22 protein-coding genes and 1 tRNA gene are annotated in these 16,767 nt (G+C 68.8%); 14 read left to right on the forward strand and 9 right to left on the reverse strand.

The features are described from left to right. Positions 1–355: 355 nt before the first annotated feature. The 9 genes from ASG52_RS18995 (at position 356) to ASG52_RS19030 (ending at position 4,431) form a co-directional block, all read left to right on the forward strand. The gene (locus ASG52_RS18995) at positions 356–760 is read left to right on the forward strand and encodes a hypothetical protein (RefSeq protein ID WP_056097054.1); all 405 of its coding nucleotides are present in this window, start codon (positions 356–358) and stop codon (positions 758–760) included. Next, the gene (locus tag ASG52_RS19000) at positions 757–1,047 is read left to right on the forward strand and encodes a hypothetical protein (protein ID WP_056097056.1); all 291 of its coding nucleotides are present in this window, start codon (positions 757–759) and stop codon (positions 1,045–1,047) included. The genes ASG52_RS18995 and ASG52_RS19000 overlap by 4 nt, the downstream gene beginning before the upstream one ends. After that, positions 1,044–1,265: a hypothetical protein gene (locus tag ASG52_RS19005; protein WP_056097059.1), complete on the forward strand. Its 222-nt coding sequence runs from the start codon at positions 1,044–1,046 to the stop codon at positions 1,263–1,265. Before ASG52_RS19000 ends, ASG52_RS19005 begins: the two co-directional genes overlap by 4 nt. A 27-nt stretch (positions 1,266–1,292) precedes the next feature. After that, on the forward strand, positions 1,293–1,673 hold the full coding sequence (locus ASG52_RS19010; RefSeq protein ID WP_156384042.1) for a hypothetical protein: 381 nt from the start codon (positions 1,293–1,295) through the stop codon (positions 1,671–1,673). A 77-nt stretch (positions 1,674–1,750) separates the two neighbouring features. Next, a complete protein-coding gene (locus tag ASG52_RS19015) occupies positions 1,751–3,031 on the forward strand; it encodes a hypothetical protein (RefSeq protein ID WP_056097065.1) in 1,281 nt (426 codons plus the stop codon). Continuing rightward, positions 3,031–3,288 carry a hypothetical protein gene (locus ASG52_RS19020; RefSeq protein WP_056246687.1) on the forward strand — a complete coding sequence of 86 codons (258 nt, stop codon included), beginning with the start codon at positions 3,031–3,033 and terminating at the stop codon, positions 3,286–3,288. The genes ASG52_RS19015 and ASG52_RS19020 overlap by 1 nt, the downstream gene beginning before the upstream one ends. Next, positions 3,275–3,469, forward strand: a complete 195-nt coding sequence (locus ASG52_RS27425; RefSeq protein ID WP_056500594.1) for a hypothetical protein — start codon at positions 3,275–3,277, stop codon at positions 3,467–3,469. Before ASG52_RS19020 ends, ASG52_RS27425 begins: the two co-directional genes overlap by 14 nt. Positions 3,470–3,479: 10 nt before the next feature. Continuing rightward, the gene (locus ASG52_RS19025; RefSeq protein ID WP_156384043.1) at positions 3,480–3,659 is read left to right on the forward strand and encodes a hypothetical protein; all 180 of its coding nucleotides are present in this window, start codon (positions 3,480–3,482) and stop codon (positions 3,657–3,659) included. Positions 3,660–3,888: 229 nt separating this feature from the next. After that, positions 3,889–4,431 carry a hypothetical protein gene (locus ASG52_RS19030; protein ID WP_056097074.1) on the forward strand — a complete coding sequence of 181 codons (543 nt, stop codon included), beginning with the start codon at positions 3,889–3,891 and terminating at the stop codon, positions 4,429–4,431. Here the strand turns inward: ASG52_RS19030 and ASG52_RS19035 are convergent. Further along, positions 4,428–4,991, reverse strand: coding sequence for a metallophosphoesterase family protein (locus tag ASG52_RS19035; RefSeq protein WP_056097078.1), 564 nt, complete (start codon positions 4,989–4,991; stop codon positions 4,428–4,430). The two genes, ASG52_RS19030 and ASG52_RS19035, sit on opposite strands and share 4 nt — an antisense overlap. A 322-nt stretch (positions 4,992–5,313) precedes the next feature. Beyond that, a complete protein-coding gene (locus ASG52_RS27430; RefSeq protein ID WP_056097081.1) occupies positions 5,314–5,580 on the reverse strand; it encodes a hypothetical protein in 267 nt (88 codons plus the stop codon). A gap of 61 nt (positions 5,581–5,641) precedes the next feature. On the opposite strand from ASG52_RS27430, the gene ASG52_RS19040 reads away from it, so the two are divergent. Beyond that, on the forward strand, positions 5,642–5,839 hold the full coding sequence (locus ASG52_RS19040) for a hypothetical protein (protein WP_056097086.1): 198 nt from the start codon (positions 5,642–5,644) through the stop codon (positions 5,837–5,839). Positions 5,840–6,021: 182 nt separating this feature from the next. Here the strand turns inward: ASG52_RS19040 and ASG52_RS19045 are convergent. From ASG52_RS19045 to rpsA, 7 genes are all read right to left on the reverse strand, one after another. Beyond that, a tRNA-Met gene (locus ASG52_RS19045) sits at positions 6,022–6,098 on the reverse strand. A 120-nt stretch (positions 6,099–6,218) separates the two neighbouring features. Further along, on the reverse strand, positions 6,219–7,460 hold the full coding sequence (gene trpB, locus ASG52_RS19050) for a tryptophan synthase subunit beta (RefSeq protein WP_056246690.1): 1,242 nt from the start codon (positions 7,458–7,460) through the stop codon (positions 6,219–6,221). Positions 7,461–7,578: 118 nt separating this feature from the next. Continuing rightward, on the reverse strand, positions 7,579–8,226 hold the full coding sequence (locus tag ASG52_RS19055; protein ID WP_056246694.1) for a phosphoribosylanthranilate isomerase: 648 nt from the start codon (positions 8,224–8,226) through the stop codon (positions 7,579–7,581). Between the two features lie 19 nt (positions 8,227–8,245). Beyond that, on the reverse strand, positions 8,246–8,611 hold the full coding sequence (locus ASG52_RS19060) for a LapA family protein (protein ID WP_056246696.1): 366 nt from the start codon (positions 8,609–8,611) through the stop codon (positions 8,246–8,248). A 208-nt stretch (positions 8,612–8,819) separates the two neighbouring features. Next, complete coding sequence (ihfB, locus tag ASG52_RS19065; protein WP_056246699.1) at positions 8,820–9,128, reverse strand: integration host factor subunit beta; 309 nt, start codon at positions 9,126–9,128, stop codon at positions 8,820–8,822. Between the two features lie 38 nt (positions 9,129–9,166). Further along, entirely contained in the window at positions 9,167–10,135 is a 969-nt protein-coding gene (gene sppA / locus ASG52_RS19070) for a signal peptide peptidase SppA (RefSeq protein WP_056246702.1), read from the reverse strand. Positions 10,136–10,630: 495 nt separating this feature from the next. Further along, positions 10,631–12,343, reverse strand: a complete 1,713-nt coding sequence (gene rpsA, locus ASG52_RS19075; RefSeq protein WP_056246705.1) for a 30S ribosomal protein S1 — start codon at positions 12,341–12,343, stop codon at positions 10,631–10,633. A 485-nt stretch (positions 12,344–12,828) separates the two neighbouring features. Between rpsA and ASG52_RS19080 the strand changes: the two genes are divergently transcribed. The 4 genes from ASG52_RS19080 (at position 12,829) to ASG52_RS19095 (ending at position 16,764) form a co-directional block, all read left to right on the forward strand. After that, entirely contained in the window at positions 12,829–13,422 is a 594-nt protein-coding gene (locus tag ASG52_RS19080; RefSeq protein ID WP_286159103.1) for a TadE/TadG family type IV pilus assembly protein, read from the forward strand. A gap of 2 nt (positions 13,423–13,424) precedes the next feature. Further along, complete coding sequence (locus ASG52_RS19085) at positions 13,425–14,003, forward strand: TadE/TadG family type IV pilus assembly protein (RefSeq protein WP_286159104.1); 579 nt, start codon at positions 13,425–13,427, stop codon at positions 14,001–14,003. A 203-nt stretch (positions 14,004–14,206) separates the two neighbouring features. Continuing rightward, the gene (locus ASG52_RS19090) at positions 14,207–15,628 is read left to right on the forward strand and encodes a TadE/TadG family type IV pilus assembly protein (protein WP_082552647.1); all 1,422 of its coding nucleotides are present in this window, start codon (positions 14,207–14,209) and stop codon (positions 15,626–15,628) included. A 98-nt stretch (positions 15,629–15,726) separates the two neighbouring features. Further along, a complete protein-coding gene (locus ASG52_RS19095) occupies positions 15,727–16,764 on the forward strand; it encodes an HD-GYP domain-containing protein (protein ID WP_056247070.1) in 1,038 nt (345 codons plus the stop codon). Positions 16,765–16,767: the final 3 nt, after the last annotated feature.

Genomic DNA, 16,767 nt, shown 5'->3' on the forward strand with positions numbered 1-16,767 from the left:
TTATGGATTGTGGAATAAATCGAAATGCCAAAATAGTCCCTGATCATCCGTTACACATCTAGCGGATCAGCGGATCGCGGGTACATTCTCTCTTGTCACGTCGACAGGAGGGCCCGATGGTGGCTGACGATAGCCTCGAACGACCAGTAGTCCTCGGAGACGAAGCAATCGTCCGCATGCTCCTGGCCGAGTGCCGGGCTGCCGGTACCCAGGCGAAATGGGCGTCCGCGAACGGGGTCTCGCCTCAGTACGTGAGCGACGTCCTGAGGGGGCACCGGGTCCCCGGGGACAGGCTTCTCCGCCGCCTCGGTCTGCGACGCGAGATCACCTACGTCCCGGTCGACGAGGTGGTGTCGTGAGCCGCGGCAAGAGCCTCGCCACGGACGTTTGGATTCGCCCCAAACCCGAGACCGTCGCGCTGCTGTTGTCCCGCGAGGACGGGATGATTGCGGCTCGCGAGCGCTGGCACTGGTGCTCCGTGAACGTCCTTCTGGAGTTGGCGGCCGAGGGTCGCCAGACGCTCGGGCTCCCCCGCCCTGCGCGGGGGAGCAGGCCGCTCAAGACCCCCGGCCTCGCTGACGCCGTTGTCGCTGCCGTCGAGCGCCTCGCTAGCGTGCCGGCCGCGGCCGTCGAGACCGGGCTGTCGCAGGACAGCGTGCGCCGCGTGCTCCGCCAGCGCGGCCTGCCGATCCCCCGCGTGGACCGGGTCACCGCCGCCCGGCGCGCCGCCGAGGTCCGGCGCCAGAGGAGTGCAGCATGACGTCCGTCCGTAGCGAGTTCGTCACCGGCCTGCAGCGCCTCGACAAGGCGGCGACGAAGGCCCGGCTCATCACGGTCCGCGCGGCTGTCCACCGCCGGATCGACGAGCTCACTGACCCGGCCCTGAAGTGCGCGCTGATGGATGTCTCGGACTCGGTCGACCGCCTCCTCATGGAGACGTCGCGCATCAGCATCGAGCGCCTCGCGAACGGGCTCGCCGAGAGCCACGGCGAGCCGCCGCAGCCGTCCACTCTCCCCCGCGTCCCACCCAGAAGGAGCCAGCCGTGATCCATCGCGTAGGGTCCGCCTTCACCGTCGATTGCCTCGTCGAGGTCGAGCCGGGCCGCAGGGTCACCGTGTTCGCCCAAGGCACCGTCCCGGTCGAGGGCGACCTCCTGATCCTCCGGACGGAGCCCCCGCGGTGGCGGGCGGCCGAGGTCTACGCCGACGACACCGGCTGGCACGCCAAGGCGGTCCCGGCCCTCGGGCTCACCATCGCCGCCTGATCCGCCCCGCCGACGAGCCAGGCGACAGTGGCCACCGAGATCAGCGCAACTCCTTGGGAGACCACCATGAGCATTGAGAACACACGCAGGATCATCGCCGGCGAGATCGTCGCATCTGGCAACGTCGCCGCCCACGAGGTCGCCGAGCGCATCATGAAGCGCTTGGCGCGCGAGGGGCTGTTCGTCGTCGATGCCAGCCAGACCGAGGCGGTCGAGGCCCTCAAGAAGCTCGACTGCATCTTCGATTTCCCCACCGACGAGGCTGACGTGAAGGTCCTCGCCGAGCAGATCGGGATCGAGGACCCCACGGCCCTCACGGTCGCTTGCCTCGCCGTCCGGGAGGTCCTCGACGGTCCGAAGATCGCCGAGCAAGTCGCCTCCTACTACCGGCAGCCCGCAGCCGCCTGAGGCTGCCCCGTCGCGCGCCCGGCGGCAGGGGCGCTCCTCGATTCCCCCAGCAACCCCACACATGAAGGAGCGTCCCCATGCGGCGCGAGACCATGGACATCCAGACCAAGTTCCACGTCACCGGCACGAGGGCCGTCATCCACGCGGCGGTGCGCGCCGACCATGGTGGCTTATCGTCTGCGATAGAGCGGACCGACCGCATCCTGGCCGCTCTGGCCAAGGCCGACCTCATCATCGTGCCGAAGCCGACCGGCAACGCCGAGGCCGTTCGGGAGGCTGTCCGCACCGGCAACTGGACCGCCGTCTCGGAGAAGGATCTCCTGGCATGGCGTGAGGCCCCCGTGCAGGGGCTCGACATCGTCCTCGATGAGGAGGGTGAGCGAGCCATCAAGGCCGCGGCAGAAGCTCCCGTCCCACGTGGCATGGAGATCCTCGTCGCATCGGAGCGGCCGCACGGTCTCACCGACCGGGATCACGCCGTCCTGGACGCCGAGATGGTGATTGTCCGAGACATCAAGGCGGCAGTGCAAGGCTGCGCCCCCCACCGAGCCGAGGAGCTAGCCCACGAGATCACCCAGTCCCTCGCCAAGGCCGGGTTCGAGATCCGGTACGTGCCCCTCGACCTGGTCGATGACGTGGGGCCTCTTCAGCAGGTGTTCGCCGTCCGGATCGGCTGGCCGGAGTTCACGTCGAGCACCATCCTCGTTGAGGACGGAGCCGACGTCGCTACCGTGACCAAAGCGGCGAAGCTTCATGCGTTGAACGGGTATGGCAGCAAGGTAGACCGCGAGCGTTGGGTCGCCTTCAGCATGACCCAACGTCGCTTCCTGGCACCCGACGAGCCGGCGCCGTCAACGCTGATCGTGGGGCCCTACGAGGCCCTGGTGCGCGAATGCCGTACGCCTGAGCAGCCCAAGGAGGCCGCCGACGCCGATCTCAAACGCTACCAGGCGCGGTGGGAAAACGGCCTCCGAAACATCGTCACCATCCTGCACGGGCCCAGCTACTCGTTCGAGATCGACCAGATCGTCGAGGAGGTCCGCACGCTGACAGGCATCGTGTCCCGCCTTCCGGACGAGAGCCTCCGCCGGACGGAACACCACAGCTTCGGCGAGGACGATCCGTTCACGACCATCTCCGGGGACGCCTCGTCCGTGGAGCGCATCCTCGACCTGATCGAGAAGGGTGAGGCGGCGGTGAAGGCGGAGCGAGAGCCCGAGATCTCCATCTCACTCGGCGAGGACACCTTCTACCTGCAGGGCACACCCGAGGTCCGGAAGGAGCTGATGCAGTTCCTCCTGAAGGACATGGGTCGCTTCGCCAAGGCGGACGCCAATCTGGTGAGGGGGGCATCCTGATGCGGTCCTTCCTCACCCTCATCGCCGGCGGCCCGGGCAGGGTCGCCGTCTCCGCCGCGGGAATCGTGACCTGCGGCTTCATCCTCGACGGGCGCGGGGACGCCCTGCTGCGGGCGGTGTTCGTCACCGCGGTGTGGGGCTCCGCGTTCGTCCTGGCCTTCCTGACGCTGTGCTTCCTGGCGGCGGCGTGCGGGATCGACGTCGAGGGCGCGGTCGCCAAGCCCCAGCCGAAGGAGGCCGATCATGGCGAAGCGTGAACCACGGCTCAGCGTCTCGGTGACGGAAGGCGCCCGGGACGCCGATACCGGAAGGACGGCGTTCCGCATGGTCATCGTGCAAGCGTCGGGCGAGGCCGGCATCAACGCGGCACTGAAGCTCGTCGACGCCGTGACGGGCGTCCTCGACCGGCCCAAGCCGAAGGTGATCGGGCGTGGGTAGGATCGACCTGTTGACGTGGAGAGCCGAGACGGACGCGGTCGACAGGCTCGTGGACGGGCTCCTCGCCCGCGACGGGCGGGCCCAGGCCGAGGCGGTGGGCGCCATCCCCGACGACGACGGCGCCCACCGCCGGGTGTGGGAGCGCGCCCTGCTGCTGCTGTCCTGGCACGCCGCGCACGGGCCGGACTGAGCGCCCCATTCCCAAAACGGGAATCACCGGATCTGCGCTTGGTAACCACCTGTTAACCACTATTCGCCCCAGGGGTTGCAGGCGATCCGCGACCCTGCGAAGGTCTGGCATCGGGTTAACCTACCCAAACCGTCTTAACCAAGCTCCCAGGTGTCGATAGACTCCGCCCGGGACTTGGGGATTCCTTCGCGCATCGAGGCCGCCGGCCTCTGCGGGAGGAGCACATCCCATGACAATCATCTGTGGATTCGACGAGCCGACGACCGAAGACGAAGCCAAGAGCGTCATCCTGGATCGGGCGTGCGACGCCGCCAGGATCATGCACGCCAAGTGGCCCGGCGACCGCGTCAAGCAGGCCGACTACATGCTGCTGACGCTGTACCGGGCCTACGTCCTCGTGAACCTCGTGAAGGAGGAAGGCCGGGACGACCTGCGCATGTTCTACGTGAAGGGCCAGGGACGGTCGGACTCGATCCCTCAGGATTGGTTCATGGCCTACATCGCGGACGAGTGGACGCATACGGCGTGGCGCCTGGCGTACGGAGACAGTGAGGACGACGTGTTCGTCCGCAAGTGCCTTGTCGACAAGGACAAGGCCGCCTTCGACCGCCTGACGCAGTGGCTCACTCCGGCCGGCATGGCCCAGCGCATCAGCTTGAACGGCGACTACTCCGAGCATCCGGAACTCGCCGCCGTTCAGCACTACCACGACATCTTCATGGAGCATTCGGATGTCGAGGTCTGCGACCGTACAGTCGAGGTGAACTTCTAGCCCTCGCCGTCGTCCTCGGCCTCCAGCGCGGCGCCACGGACCTTCTCCTCGGGCTGGTCCGTGGTCGCCGCCAGGCGCTCCCGGATCTCCCCGAGGGTGACCGGCCTATAGCTCCACCGGTCGACCCCGACGTCGCAGGACTGCGAGGTGTCCGGGAGCAGGCCATGGGTATGCCCGAAAAGCTGGATGCTCCCCCTCCACGCGCCGACCCAGGCCCTCATCGGGTAGTGGCAGAGGATGACGCGCTGGCCCTCGATCCGGCGCGAGACGAGCTCGTGCTGCTCGTGCCATCCGAGGCTGGTCGTCTTCGTGCGGTCGTGATTCCCGCGAACGAGGTACTTGCGGCCCCGGAGGCGCTTGAAGAGCGCCGCGTACTGCTCCGGCGTGCCACCCATGCCGAAGTCGCCGAGGTGCCAGACCTCGTCGCGTGGGCCGACGACCGCGTTCCACGATTGCACGAGGAGCTCGTTGTGCTCGGCGATATCGACGAACGGCCTGTCGCTCATACGCAGGACGCCGGCGTGGAAAAAATGGGTGTCGGCGGTGAAAAAGGTCGTCATTTTGGCAGCCTCAAAGGGGGCTGCCGCGCACGCGGTCACGCCCCGGGATTAGGGATCTCGGCGAGGGGACGGCGGCGTATCGGTTTCACGGGTCTCTCCGGAGCGGCGAACCGTTTCCAAAACGGAAAGGGTTGGCGGTGGAATCGGTGTCGTAGCACGGGCCGGGTTAACGGGGCCTGGCCTGGGGGCATCAACGAAACTGTCCCCAACAGGATGATTCGACAGCTTCGGAAGCGGGTTAGACCATCAACGTCGGCCATGTTGCCCGAGCGTTAGATTTGTCGTTGGAGCCCCCCGCAGCTTTAGATCCGTCGGTCCGCCGTTAGCTTTGTCGGTCGGGCGGCCGGTCCGTGCCGAGGTCCACGAGGTAGGCCCGGCACCAGGGCACGTACTGGTTCGGGCCGCGCTTCCCCCACGCCTTCGGCCACCGGCACGTGACCGTCACGGCCAGCAGCACCGCGTCGAGCGAGGCGTTCGGCCCGAGGCGCGCGATCATCCTCTCGGTGCAGTAGTCCCCCCGCCGGCGCGGGCACCACAGGCAGGCCACCCGGACCCGCCGGTAGGGGAAGTCGCCCAGCCGAAGGATCACCGCCCCAGTCCTTGCTCCGCCGCGTTTGTTCTCTATCTGTTCCTGCGACGGAGGGTTGGCAATGCCTGATTACGCGGACATCCTGGATGCAGTGGCCGGCGAGGAACGCGACGCGATCCTGCGGGCCCTGGCGGAGGACATGCTGGAGGTGAGGTCGACGCGGCGGCCCGGGCTGGTGAAGGCCGAGCGGCCGGCGGACCTAGCGAGGGCGCTGGGGCGGGACCGGCGGCGGGCGCGTCCCGTGCGGCTGGCATCCTGATCCCGGGTGGGATCACCGGCTGCCGGTGATACCGGGTGGGATCATCCACAGGCGTCGCGACGGGGGCGGACGGGGGCGGGACGGAACGGGGGCGGATCGCGAGGTCCCGCCCCAAATCCGCCCCGGAACGAAAAAGCCCCGGCGTCCAGGCCAGGGCTTCGCGTCTAAGTCGTTGAATTCTTTGGTAGCGGGAGAGGGACTCGAACCCCCGACACGAGGATTATGATTCCTCTGCTCTAACCAGCTGAGCTACCCCGCCACCGTCGCGGAGGGCGCCTGCGGCGTCCCCCGGTGGGCGGCGATATAGGGAGAAGGGGCCGGGGGTGTCAACGGCCTGCGCGCCGAGATCCCAGGTTCTTTGCCGGCTCGTCCCCAGGGCTCAGAGCGTGTGGCCGAAGATCTTGGCGACCTGGGGGATGTCCTTGTCGCCGCGGCCCGAGAGGTTGAGCACCATCAGGTGGTCGGCGGGCTTGGTGGGGGCCAGTTCCGCGACCTTGGAGAGGGCGTGGGCCGGCTCCAGGGCCGGAATGATGCCCTCCAACGCCGAGCACAGCTTGAACGCCTCCAGGGTCTCGGAATCGGTCGCCGAAAGGTAGGTGACGCGGCCGGCCTCGTGCAGCCATGCGTGCTCCGGCCCGATGCCCGGATAATCGAGGCCCGCCGAGATCGAGTGTGCGTCGGCGATCTGGCCGTCGCCGTCCATCAGCAGATAGGTGCGGTTGCCGTGCAGCACGCCGGGCTTGCCGCCGGTGAGCGAGGCCGCGTGCAAGCCGCTGGAGACACCATGCCCTGCGGCCTCAACGCCGAAAATCTCGACCTCGCGGTCGTCGAGGAAGGGGTGGAACAGGCCCATGGCGTTCGAGCCGCCGCCGATGCAGGCGATCAGCGAATCCGGCAGGCGGCCTTCCATCGCCAGCATCTGCTGCTTGGTCTCGTGACCGATCACGGACTGGAAGTCGCGCACCATCGCCGGGTACGGATGCGGGCCCGCCACCGTGCCGATACAGTAGAAGGTGTCGGCGACGTTGGTGACCCAGTCGCGCAGGGCCTCGTTCATCGCGTCCTTGAGGGTCTTGGTGCCCGACTGCACCGGCACCACCTCGGCGCCGAGCATCTTCATGCGAAAGACGTTCGGGGCCTGCCGCTCGACATCGACGGCGCCCATGTAGACCACGCATTTCAGGCCGAAGCGGGCGCAGAGGGTGGCGGTGGCCACGCCGTGCTGGCCGGCGCCGGTCTCGGCGATGATCCGCGGCTTGCCCATGCGGCGGGCGAGCAGGATTTGGCCGAGCACGTTGTTCACCTTGTGCGAGCCGGTGTGGTTCAGCTCCTCGCGCTTGAAATAGATCTTGGCGCCATTGCCCGTCGGGGCCTGGGCGCGAAAATGCTCGGTCAGGCGCTCGGCGTAGTAGAGCGGGCTCGGGCGACCGATATAGTGGGTGCCGTAGCTCTCCATGTCGGCCTTGAAGGACGGGTCGGCCTTGGCGTCCTCGTAGGCCTTTTCGAGGTCGAGGATCAGCGGCATCAGGGTCTCGGCCACGAAGCGGCCGCCGAAGATGCCGAAGCGGCCGCGCTCGTCCGGCCCGGTGCGGAAGGAGTTGGGTGCGGGGTTCAGGGTCACGGCGAGCGGTCCTTGGCGGGCGTCGAATTCTCAACCCGCGTGCTAGACCCATGGGACGCCAGCCGCAATGCGGCGTCCGGCGCCTATTGCGGCAACGCTTTACACCCGGAGACTAGTTTCAGTATCGGCCGCGGGCGGCGGCGATGAAGGCGGCGATGCGGGCCGGATCCTTTTCGCCCGGGCGCACCTCGACGCCGGAGGAGACGTCGACCGCGGTGAGCCCGGTGCGGGCCAGCGCCTCGGCGACGTTGGCGGCATCCAGCCCGCCGGACAGCATCGTGCCCTCGGGCAGGCTCACCCGCGCCAGCAGGTCCCAGTCGAACGACACGCCGTTGCCGCCGGGCAGCGCCGCGCCGGGCGGGGGCTTGGCGTCGAGGAGCAGGCGGTCCGCCACTTCGGCGTAGGCGGGAACTGCGAAAAGATCGTCGGCGGTGGCGATGCCGAGCGCCTTCATCACCGGGCGTCCGGTGGTGCGGCGGATGTCGGCAACGCGCGTGGGGCTCTCGCGGCCGTGCAACTGGATCAGATCGGGATCGACCGTCTCAACCGCGGCGGCGAGCAGGGCATCGTCGGGATCGACCAAAAGCAGCACCCGCTCGGCCCGACCCCTGGCACGCCGGGCGAGGCGCCCGGCTGCGTCGAGGGCGAGGTGGCGCGGGCTTTTGGGGAAATGCACGAAGCCGACGAGATCGGCCCCCGCGTCGAGGGCGGCGTCGAGCGTCGCCTCGGTGCCGAGGCCGCAGATCTTGACGCTCACGCGCGACATGGTGGGACCGTTGGGCGCCTCAGCGGCCGGCGGGGGCCGGCAGGGCGGCGTGGGTGCCGGCCACGCCGTAGCCGTGCTCGGCGGCGGGAGTGCCGAAGGTCTTGAGGGTCGCGGCCTCCTTGGCGAGGCGGTCGGCCTCGCGGCGGTGGTAGCGGGCACGCTCACGGGTACCGCTCTGGCTCAACCAACTGCCGATGCCGCCGACCACGACGCCGAGCGCCACCGCGCCGAACAGCACCGCGTAGAGCGGCAGCACGACGCTGAACAGCGGCTCGGGCGAGAACGGATCGAACGACAGGGTGACCTCCTGGCGGTTGGCGACGGCGAGCAGCACCACCACGACCGCGATCGGCACCAGCACCAGGGCTTTGAGGAAACGGATCATTCCAACGGGTCTCCGACGGATCGGTCCCGCCGCCCCGGCCGGCCCATCCCGGCCCAGTGCCGGAGCGGACCGCCGCGGGAGCCGGGACGGCTCGGACGGCGCGACAAGGATTCTGTTGACGCGTCCGACCGGTGGCGGTGGACGCGTTCAGCGACAGAGGTAGGGCGGCACACCGCGGCCGTCACGGGGCGAGGCGCGCGGAAGGTTTTTACGCCTCCGCCCGCTCCTCGCCGATGCCGGCGCGGTTGAGGCGCAGCCGCATCTCCTTGCCGGTCTTGAAGACTGGAATCGCCTTCTCGGACACCGCCACCGACTCGCCGGTGCGGGGGTTGCGCCCGCGCCGGGCCTCGCGCCGCTTCACCGAGAAGGCGCCGAAGCCGCGCAACTCCACCCGGTCGCCCTGAGCGAGCGCATCGGCGATGGTGTCGAGGATCGCGTTGACGAGGGTCTCGACGTCCCGCTGGTAGAGGTGCGGGTTCTGCTCGGCGATCTTGAGCACGAGTTCGGACTTGATCATGCGGCAACCTTCCGGGTGCGAGGCGGGCGCGAGAGGGCTCAGGGCGCCGGGCGCCAGAGGGCGAGCAGGCCGCCCTGCCCGAGCGCCGTGGTCTCGTCGCCGACCGCGCGCAGGCGCGCGGCGAGGCCATCGAAGCCGGCGAGGTCCGCGGCACTGCCGAGCGACGACCACAGGGTCAGCCCGCCCTCGGCCTTCGGCTTCCAGTCCTTCACCGGGAGCTTGGCCGGGACGTTGCGCTCCTTCTCTAGCCACGCCACCGCCTGCCGCTCGTCGCCGAGTTCGTCCACGAGCTTGAGCGGCACGCTCTGGCGCCCGCTGAACACGCGCCCGTCGGCCACCGCGTTGAGCTGTGCCTCGTCCATGCCGCGGCGCTCGGCCACGAGGCCGCGGAACCAGCCGTAGGTGTCCATCACGATCGCCGAGAGCGCGGCACGGGCCTCCGGCGAGGTCGGAGCGAAGCCCGAGGGCTCGGCCTTGAGCGGCGAGGACTTGACGGTCTCGACCTTCACGCCGACCCGGTCGAGCAGGCCGGACACCTCGGGGTACTGGAACAGCACGCCGATGGAGCCGACGAGCGCGGTCTCGCGGGCGACGATGTGGTCGGCGGCGATCGCCGTGATGTAGGCACCGGACGCCGCCGTGCCGTCGACGAAGGCCACGACGGGCTTCTTGGCAGCGAGCGCGCGGACGTTGCGATACAGCTCCTCCGAGCCCGTGGTGGTGCCGCCGGGCGAGGAGATCGACAGCACGACGCCCCGGACCGACTCGGCCTTGCCGACACGCTCCATCAGCTTGCGGGTCGATTCGCTGCCGGCGATGAAGCCGCCGATGGAGATGCGGGCGATCTGGTCCTGGTTGGCGGCGAAGAAGCGGCCCTCGCCGATCCGGGCGCGGTAGCCGACCGCGCCGACCGCGAGGATGAGGGCGCCGACGCCGACCACCCGCCACAGGGTGAGCTTCCGGCGCAGACGACGGCGGTCGATCAGGAACTCGGCGTCTGCGGCCATCCGACGGTCCACTCCCTGGCGCTCGGCCTCGACGGGCCGCTTGTTCGCGATTCGCCGCCCACGAGCCTACGCCGGAGGGCCACAAACCGCACTTCGTCCTTCGGGTGATCCGCATCCATTTTCGAGGCGCCGGCCCCGGCCGTGGATCGGCCAAGTCCTTGTCGCGTCTGGATTCGGGCGGGTTCACCAACCTGCGGCCGTGTTTAGACCCGGCAGGCGCGGGGCGGCAAGGGGCAGGCGGCGGGAGGCCGGGGGATCGCGGAAGGACCGGGGTGCGGTGTTACGAAGCGAGGCGTTCGCTCCGTCCTCATCTCGGCTCAGTGGATCCGCGGATGCCCGGCCGAGCGGCCGGCCCCTCCCCACGAGGGGCAAGGAGAAGGCCCTGTTCTGCTCGCCTCGCAAACAAAAAAGGGCCCGAGAAGCGGGGTCTCCGCTCCTCGGGCCTTCGGTCACGCGAGGGAGAAGGCCCCGAAGAAAACTCCGGGGCGCTTCGTCTTACTCCTCGTCGCCACCCTTCTTCTTGTTGAAGGCGGCGCCCAGGATGTCGCCGAGCGAGGCGCCGGAATCGGCGGAGCCGAACTGGGCCATCGCCTCCTTTTCCTCGGCCACTTCGAGGGCCTTGATCGAGACCTGCACGCGGCGGGCCTTGCGGTCGAACTGCACCACGCGGGCATCGACCTTCTCACCGGCGGCCCAACGCTCGGGGCGCTGGTCGGCACGGTCGCGGGCGAGTTCGGCGCGGCGGATGAAGGTCTGCATGTCGGTGTCGACGAGCTTCACCTCCAAGCCCGAATCCTTCACCTCGACGATCTCGCAGGTGACGATCTGGCCCTTCTTAATCTCGCCGGCTTCCGCGAAGGGATCGCCGCCGAGCTGCTTCACGCCGAGCGAGATGCGCTCCTTCTCGACATCGACGTCGAGAACCTGGGCGCGCACGATGTCGCCCTTCTTGTACTCCTCAATCACCTGCTCGCCGGGACGGTTCCAGTCTAGATCCGACAGGTGGACCATGCCGTCGACATCGCCCTCAAGGCCGATGAACAGGCCGAACTCGGTCTTGTTCTTGACCTCGCCCTCGACCTCGGAGCCGACCGGATGCTTCTCGGCGAAGCCGTCCCAGGGGTTCTGCAGGGTCTGCTTGAGGCCGAGCGAGATGCGGCGCTTGACCGAATCGACTTCCAGGATCTGCACCTCGACCTCCTGGGAGGTGGAGACGATCTTGCCCGGATGGACGTTCTTCTTGGTCCAGCTCATCTCGGAGACGTGGATCAGGCCCTCGATGCCCGGCTCCAGCTCCACGAAGGCGCCGTAATCGGTGATGTTGGTGACGCGGCCCTTGAGCTTGGCGCCCTCCGGGTAGCGGGCGGCGATGCCCTCCCACGGATCGGCCAGCAGCTGCTTGATGCCGAGCGAGATGCGGTGCGTCTCGTGGTTGATCTTGATGATCTTGACCTTGACCGTCTGGCCGATGGTCACGACCTCGGACGGGTGGTTCACGCGGCGCCACGCCATGTCGGTGACGTGCAGCAGGCCGTCGATGCCGCCGAGATCGACGAAGGCGCCGTACTCGGTGATGTTCTTGACGACGCCGTCGATGACCTGCCCCTCTTCGAGGTTGGCCACCAGCTCCGAGCGCTGCTCGGCGCGGCTCTCTTCGAGCACGGTGCGGCGCGACACGACGATGTTGCCGCGGCGGCGATCCATCTTGAGGATCTGGAACGGCTGGGGCGTGCCGAGCAGCGGGGTCACGTCGCGGACCGGGCGGATGTCGACCTGCGAGCGCGGCAGGAAGGCCACGGCGCCGTCGAGATCGACGGTGTAGCCGCCCTTGACCTGGTTGAAGATCGTGCCGGTGACGCGGTCGTTGTTCTCGAACGACTTCTCGAGCTTGACCCAGCTCTCCTCGCGGCGCGCCTTGTCGCGCGAGATGACGGCCTCGCCGAGCGCGTTCTCGATGCGGTCGACGTAGACCTCGACCTCATCGCCGACGGCGAGGTCGGTGTCGCGGCCGGGGCCGTTGAATTCCTTGAGGGCGACGCGACCTTCGGTCTTGGCGCCGATGTCGATGACGGCGACGTCCTTCTCGATCGCGACGACGCGACCCTTGACGACCGAACCCTCGGTGATCTCGTGATTGAGGAAGCTCTCCTCGAGCAGGCTCGCGAAATCCTCGCGGCTCGGCTGGGAAACGTTCAGACCAGCGGACATTCTCTCTCCTAGATGGCCTCCCTCGGGAGGCCGCGCCGACGGCAAGTGTGGCATGGACCCCCGTCATCGCCGGCCGCCGGATGGAACGATCCGGTCGAGCCAACCTCCTCGCGGAGGGCCGACGCATGCTGAAACAAGCGATGGCCGAGGGCCGACGACCCTGCCGGGAACGGAAGCGGGACCGGGGGTGCGCAGGGCACCGACGATCCTTCACGGTTACCGATAGGGAAATCGGGGGCAGCGTTAGCCGATCCGCTCTTCCGGCGCAACGTCGAAGCGAGCGCCGCGGCGGCGCCGTCGCCGATCCGTGATCGTCGTTTCCGATTCCTCTGCCTATCGCCCCGGAATCTTCGGCAACGACTTCACGGAGCGTAAAGAGGCCCACGCCTAGACTGGCTCGACGGTCGCGGGGCGCCGAGAGCCCGGCCGATCACCCCAACTCCCCTCCGGCGGGCGGCCGAGAAGCACGACGAAGACCGGACAGCGTGGGAGAGCACCGCATCAGCGCGATCGGCGCAGGCGCGAAGGCCGGGATCGGCGCGAGGCTGTCGGGCCTGCGCCGCGACCAGCGCGGCGTCGCCGTGGTCGAGTTCTCCCTCGTCGCCCTGCCGCTCTTCGCCCTGATCGCCGTCATCCTGGAGGCGTCGCTCCTCGTCTACGCCCAGCATCGCCTGGACGTGGCGGTGGAGCGCGGGGCGCGCTTCCTGCGCATCGGCTCGATCCAGGGCGGCTCCATGGACGACGACCCCGCCGTGCGGCTGCGCGCGGCCATGTGCGGCGGCGGCTTCAACATGTTCCGCTGCGAGGATCTGCGGATCGATCTCGTGCGGACCGAGAGCTTCAGCCCGACCCAGGTCGCCGCCCCCTACGACGCCAAGACCGGCAACTGGGCCTCCGGCTTCGGCAGCCGGTTCGATTGCCCGACCGGCAGCAGCGTCGTCAGCCTTCGGGTCGCGGTCGCGGTGCTGCGCCCGTTCCGCTTCCTCGACTTCACCGGCCAGTCGATGCCGGGCCGGCGCCAGCTCCTGACCGCCACCATGGTCTTCCGCACCGAAGGGTTCGAGGGAAGAGCGTGCTGAGCGTGAGGCTGCGATCGCTGCTCGGGCGCTTCGCCCCCGCCGAGGGCGGGGCGACGGCGGTCGAGTTCGCCTTCGTGACGCCGCTGCTGATGCTTCTGTTCATGGGCGCGATCGAGATGCCGCGGGCGGTGGCGACGCAGAACCGTCTGTCACAGGCGACCACCGCCATGGCCGACCTGATCTCCCGCCAGGACCAGACCAAGATCGAGGACGTCTACGCCGCCGCCCACCTCGTGGCCGCCCCCTACAGCGTGGCCGGGCTCGGCATCCGGCTGACCGCGGGCGGGGTCTATCAGGACGGCCAGCTCTTCATCGCCAAGGTGTGCTCCAGCCTGCAACAGGGCGACACCGCCCGCGATGTCGGCGCGGTCCTCGGACCGCCGCCCGCGGGCACCGCCCAGAAGGGCGACCGCTTCGTCCTCGTGGAGACGCAACTGGCCTACCGGCCGCTGTTCTCGTTCTTCCCCGTCCTCAACGGGATGGTCTTCACCGGCAAGACGTCCTGGCCGGTGCGCGACGGCATCGCCTATAACGGCCAGCCCGAGATCGTGCTGCCCGGCGGAAAGCCCTGCCCGCGCTGATGTCCTCGATTTGATTCCATGAAGCCATCGCGGCTCCGGCGTCGCGACGGGCGTGCCGTGGCCTTGTCGAGCTTCACCAAATCTTCATCACGGTTCGAGGTCGGCCCCGTCGGTCGGGGATTCGGCCCGGAATCGACGTTCTTCCGTTAGGCCCTCCGGTCTAGACCTCGGACATCGGGGCTTGAGCGGAGTTGACGGTCGCCATGGCGGCTCGGACGGGTCTATTCGGGAGAAAACCGCCGGGCTGGTGGGGGACCGTCGGCCGCCTGCGCCGGGCGGAGCGGGGCTCGGTCGCGGTGATCTTCGGCCTGTCGGCCACCGCCCTCGTCGGCATGGTCGGCGGGGCGGTCGATTACGCCCGCCTCGTCTCGTCCCGCAGCAATCTCCAGGCCGCCGTGGATGCCGGCGTGCTGGCCGGCGGCAACGCCCTCAAGCTCGTGGTCTCGAACACCGATTCCATCGTCGGCCTGACGACGCAGACGATCCAGACCGAGGCCAAGGCGAGCCCGGCCTCGCCGGTCGCGATCCAGGTGAGCGTTGGCAGCGACAAGACCAGCGTCACGGCGCGGGCGGAGCAGACCGTCAAGCTGATGTTCGGCCCTTTCGTGGGGTTGGGCACGATGGCGATCTCGGCGCAGGCCAAGGCCAGCGTGGTCGGCAAAATGCGCCTCTGCATGCTCGCCCTCGATCCGATCGCCGCCGGCGCCTTCGCCGTGCAGCAGAAGGCGCAGGTCACGGCCTACGATTGCGCGCTCTATTCCAACTCCTCGGACAAATCCGGCATGGTCGGCCGCAACGCCTCGATGGCGCGAGCCCAGACGATCTGCTCGGTGGGCGGCTTCGAGAACCAGAGCGCCAACTTCACGCCCAACCCGCAGACCGGCTGCCCGGCGATCCCCGACCCGCTGCGCGACCGCCCGATCCCGCAGATCGGCCAATGCACGCTGCTCGCGGCGATCCTCAAGATCATCGACAACGTCACCGGCCCGAGCAAGGGCTCCAACGTCATCCCGACCAACGTGACGCTCAACCCCGGCACCTATTGCGGCGGGCTCAAGATCACCAAGAAGGCTGTGGTGACGTTGAACCCCGGCATCTACGTGTTCAAGGACGGCCCGCTGATCGTCGACAAGGAGGCCACGCTGATCGGCAAGGATGTCGGCCTGTTCTTCACCGGCAACAATTCCGGCCTGCTGTTCGACAAGAAGACCACCATCAACCTCACCGCCCCGACCACGGGCCCGATGGCCGGGCTGCTGATGTCCGAGGATGCGACCGTCTATGCGCCGGTCGATCCGGTCGCCCTGGTCGATACGTTGCTGGGCGACAGCATCGCGCCGACGCCGCCGCCGCTGGTGACGCCAACTCAGCCGATGCGGATCTACCGCATCATCAGCGACAACGCCCGCACCATCCTCGGCACGATCCACCTGCCGCACGGGCGCCTCGTGATCGATTCCTCGAAGCCGGTCGCCGACATGTCGGCCTATACCGTCGTCGTGGCGCGCCAGATCAACCTTTACGAAGGGCCGAACCTGTATCTCAACGCGAACTACTCCGGCACCAGCGTGCCGGTGCCCAAGGGCGTCGGCCCGGTCTCCGGGCGGCTCCTGCTGAGCCAGTGACGGACAACGGGGATCGACCGGAGACGACCATGGACAGCCACGTTTCCCAACCCCCGGCCCAACCCGAGGACGGTACCGGTCTCGACGACGGCGAGCCGCTGATCGCGCTCATCCTCGACGATTCGGAGATGAACAACCTGCTGCTCGCCCGCGCGCTCGCCCCGGTGCCGGGCTGCCGTGCGGTCGACTTCACCGAGCCGGCGCTGGCGCTGGCCTACCTGCGGGGCAACGTGGCCCGCATCGGCATCGTCATCACCGATTACGACATGCCGGGTATGACCGGCCTCGAATTCATCGCCGCCGCCCGCGACCTTCCGGGGTTCGCCCACGTGCCGGTGGTGATGGTGACGAGCCTCGACCAGCAGAGCCTGCGCCGCGAGGCGCTCCAGCGCGGCGCCACCGACTTCCTCGGCAAGCCAACCGATCCGGTCGAGATCCGCGCGCGGGTGACGAACCTGCTGCGGCTCGCGCGCGCGCATCGCCGCGAGCAGGAGCGCTCGGCGATCCTCGCCCGCGAGGTCGCCGCCGCGGTCGCAGTGTGCGAGGCGCGCGAGCGCGAGATCATCGCGCTGCTGATGCGCGCCGCCGAGCACCGCGACACCGATACCGGCGACCATATCGCGCGCGTGGCCGCCTACGCCACCGTGATCGCGCGCAATCTCGGCCTGCCCTCGGCCGAGGTCGCCCGGATCGGGCTCGCCTCGACCATGCACGATGTCGGCAAGATCGGCCTTTCGGATTCGATCCTTCTCAAGAACGGCCCGCTCTCGGCGGAAGAGCGCCACGAGATGCAGAAGCACGCCGAGCGCGGCCGGCGCATCCTGCAAGGCAGCTCGTCGGAAGTGGTTCAACTCGCCGCCGAGATCGCCGCGAGCCATCACGAGCGCTGGGACGGCACCGGCTATCCCGCCGGCCTGAAGGGCGAGGCGATCCCCATCGGCGGGCGCATCGTCGCCGTGGCCGACGTGTTCGACGCGCTGGTCTCGGAGCGGCCCTACAAGAAGCCGTGGACGCCGGAAGCCGCAGCGAACTTCCTGCAGGAGAACGCCGGCAGCCATTTCGATCCGGACTGCGTCGCCGCCTTCCTGGCCGGCTGGGACGACGTGCAGACCCAGTGCCGCGCCTTCGCGGCCTGAACG

The organism is Methylobacterium sp. Leaf456 (assembly GCF_001425465.1).
Taxonomy (GTDB): domain Bacteria; phylum Pseudomonadota; class Alphaproteobacteria; order Rhizobiales; family Beijerinckiaceae; genus Methylobacterium.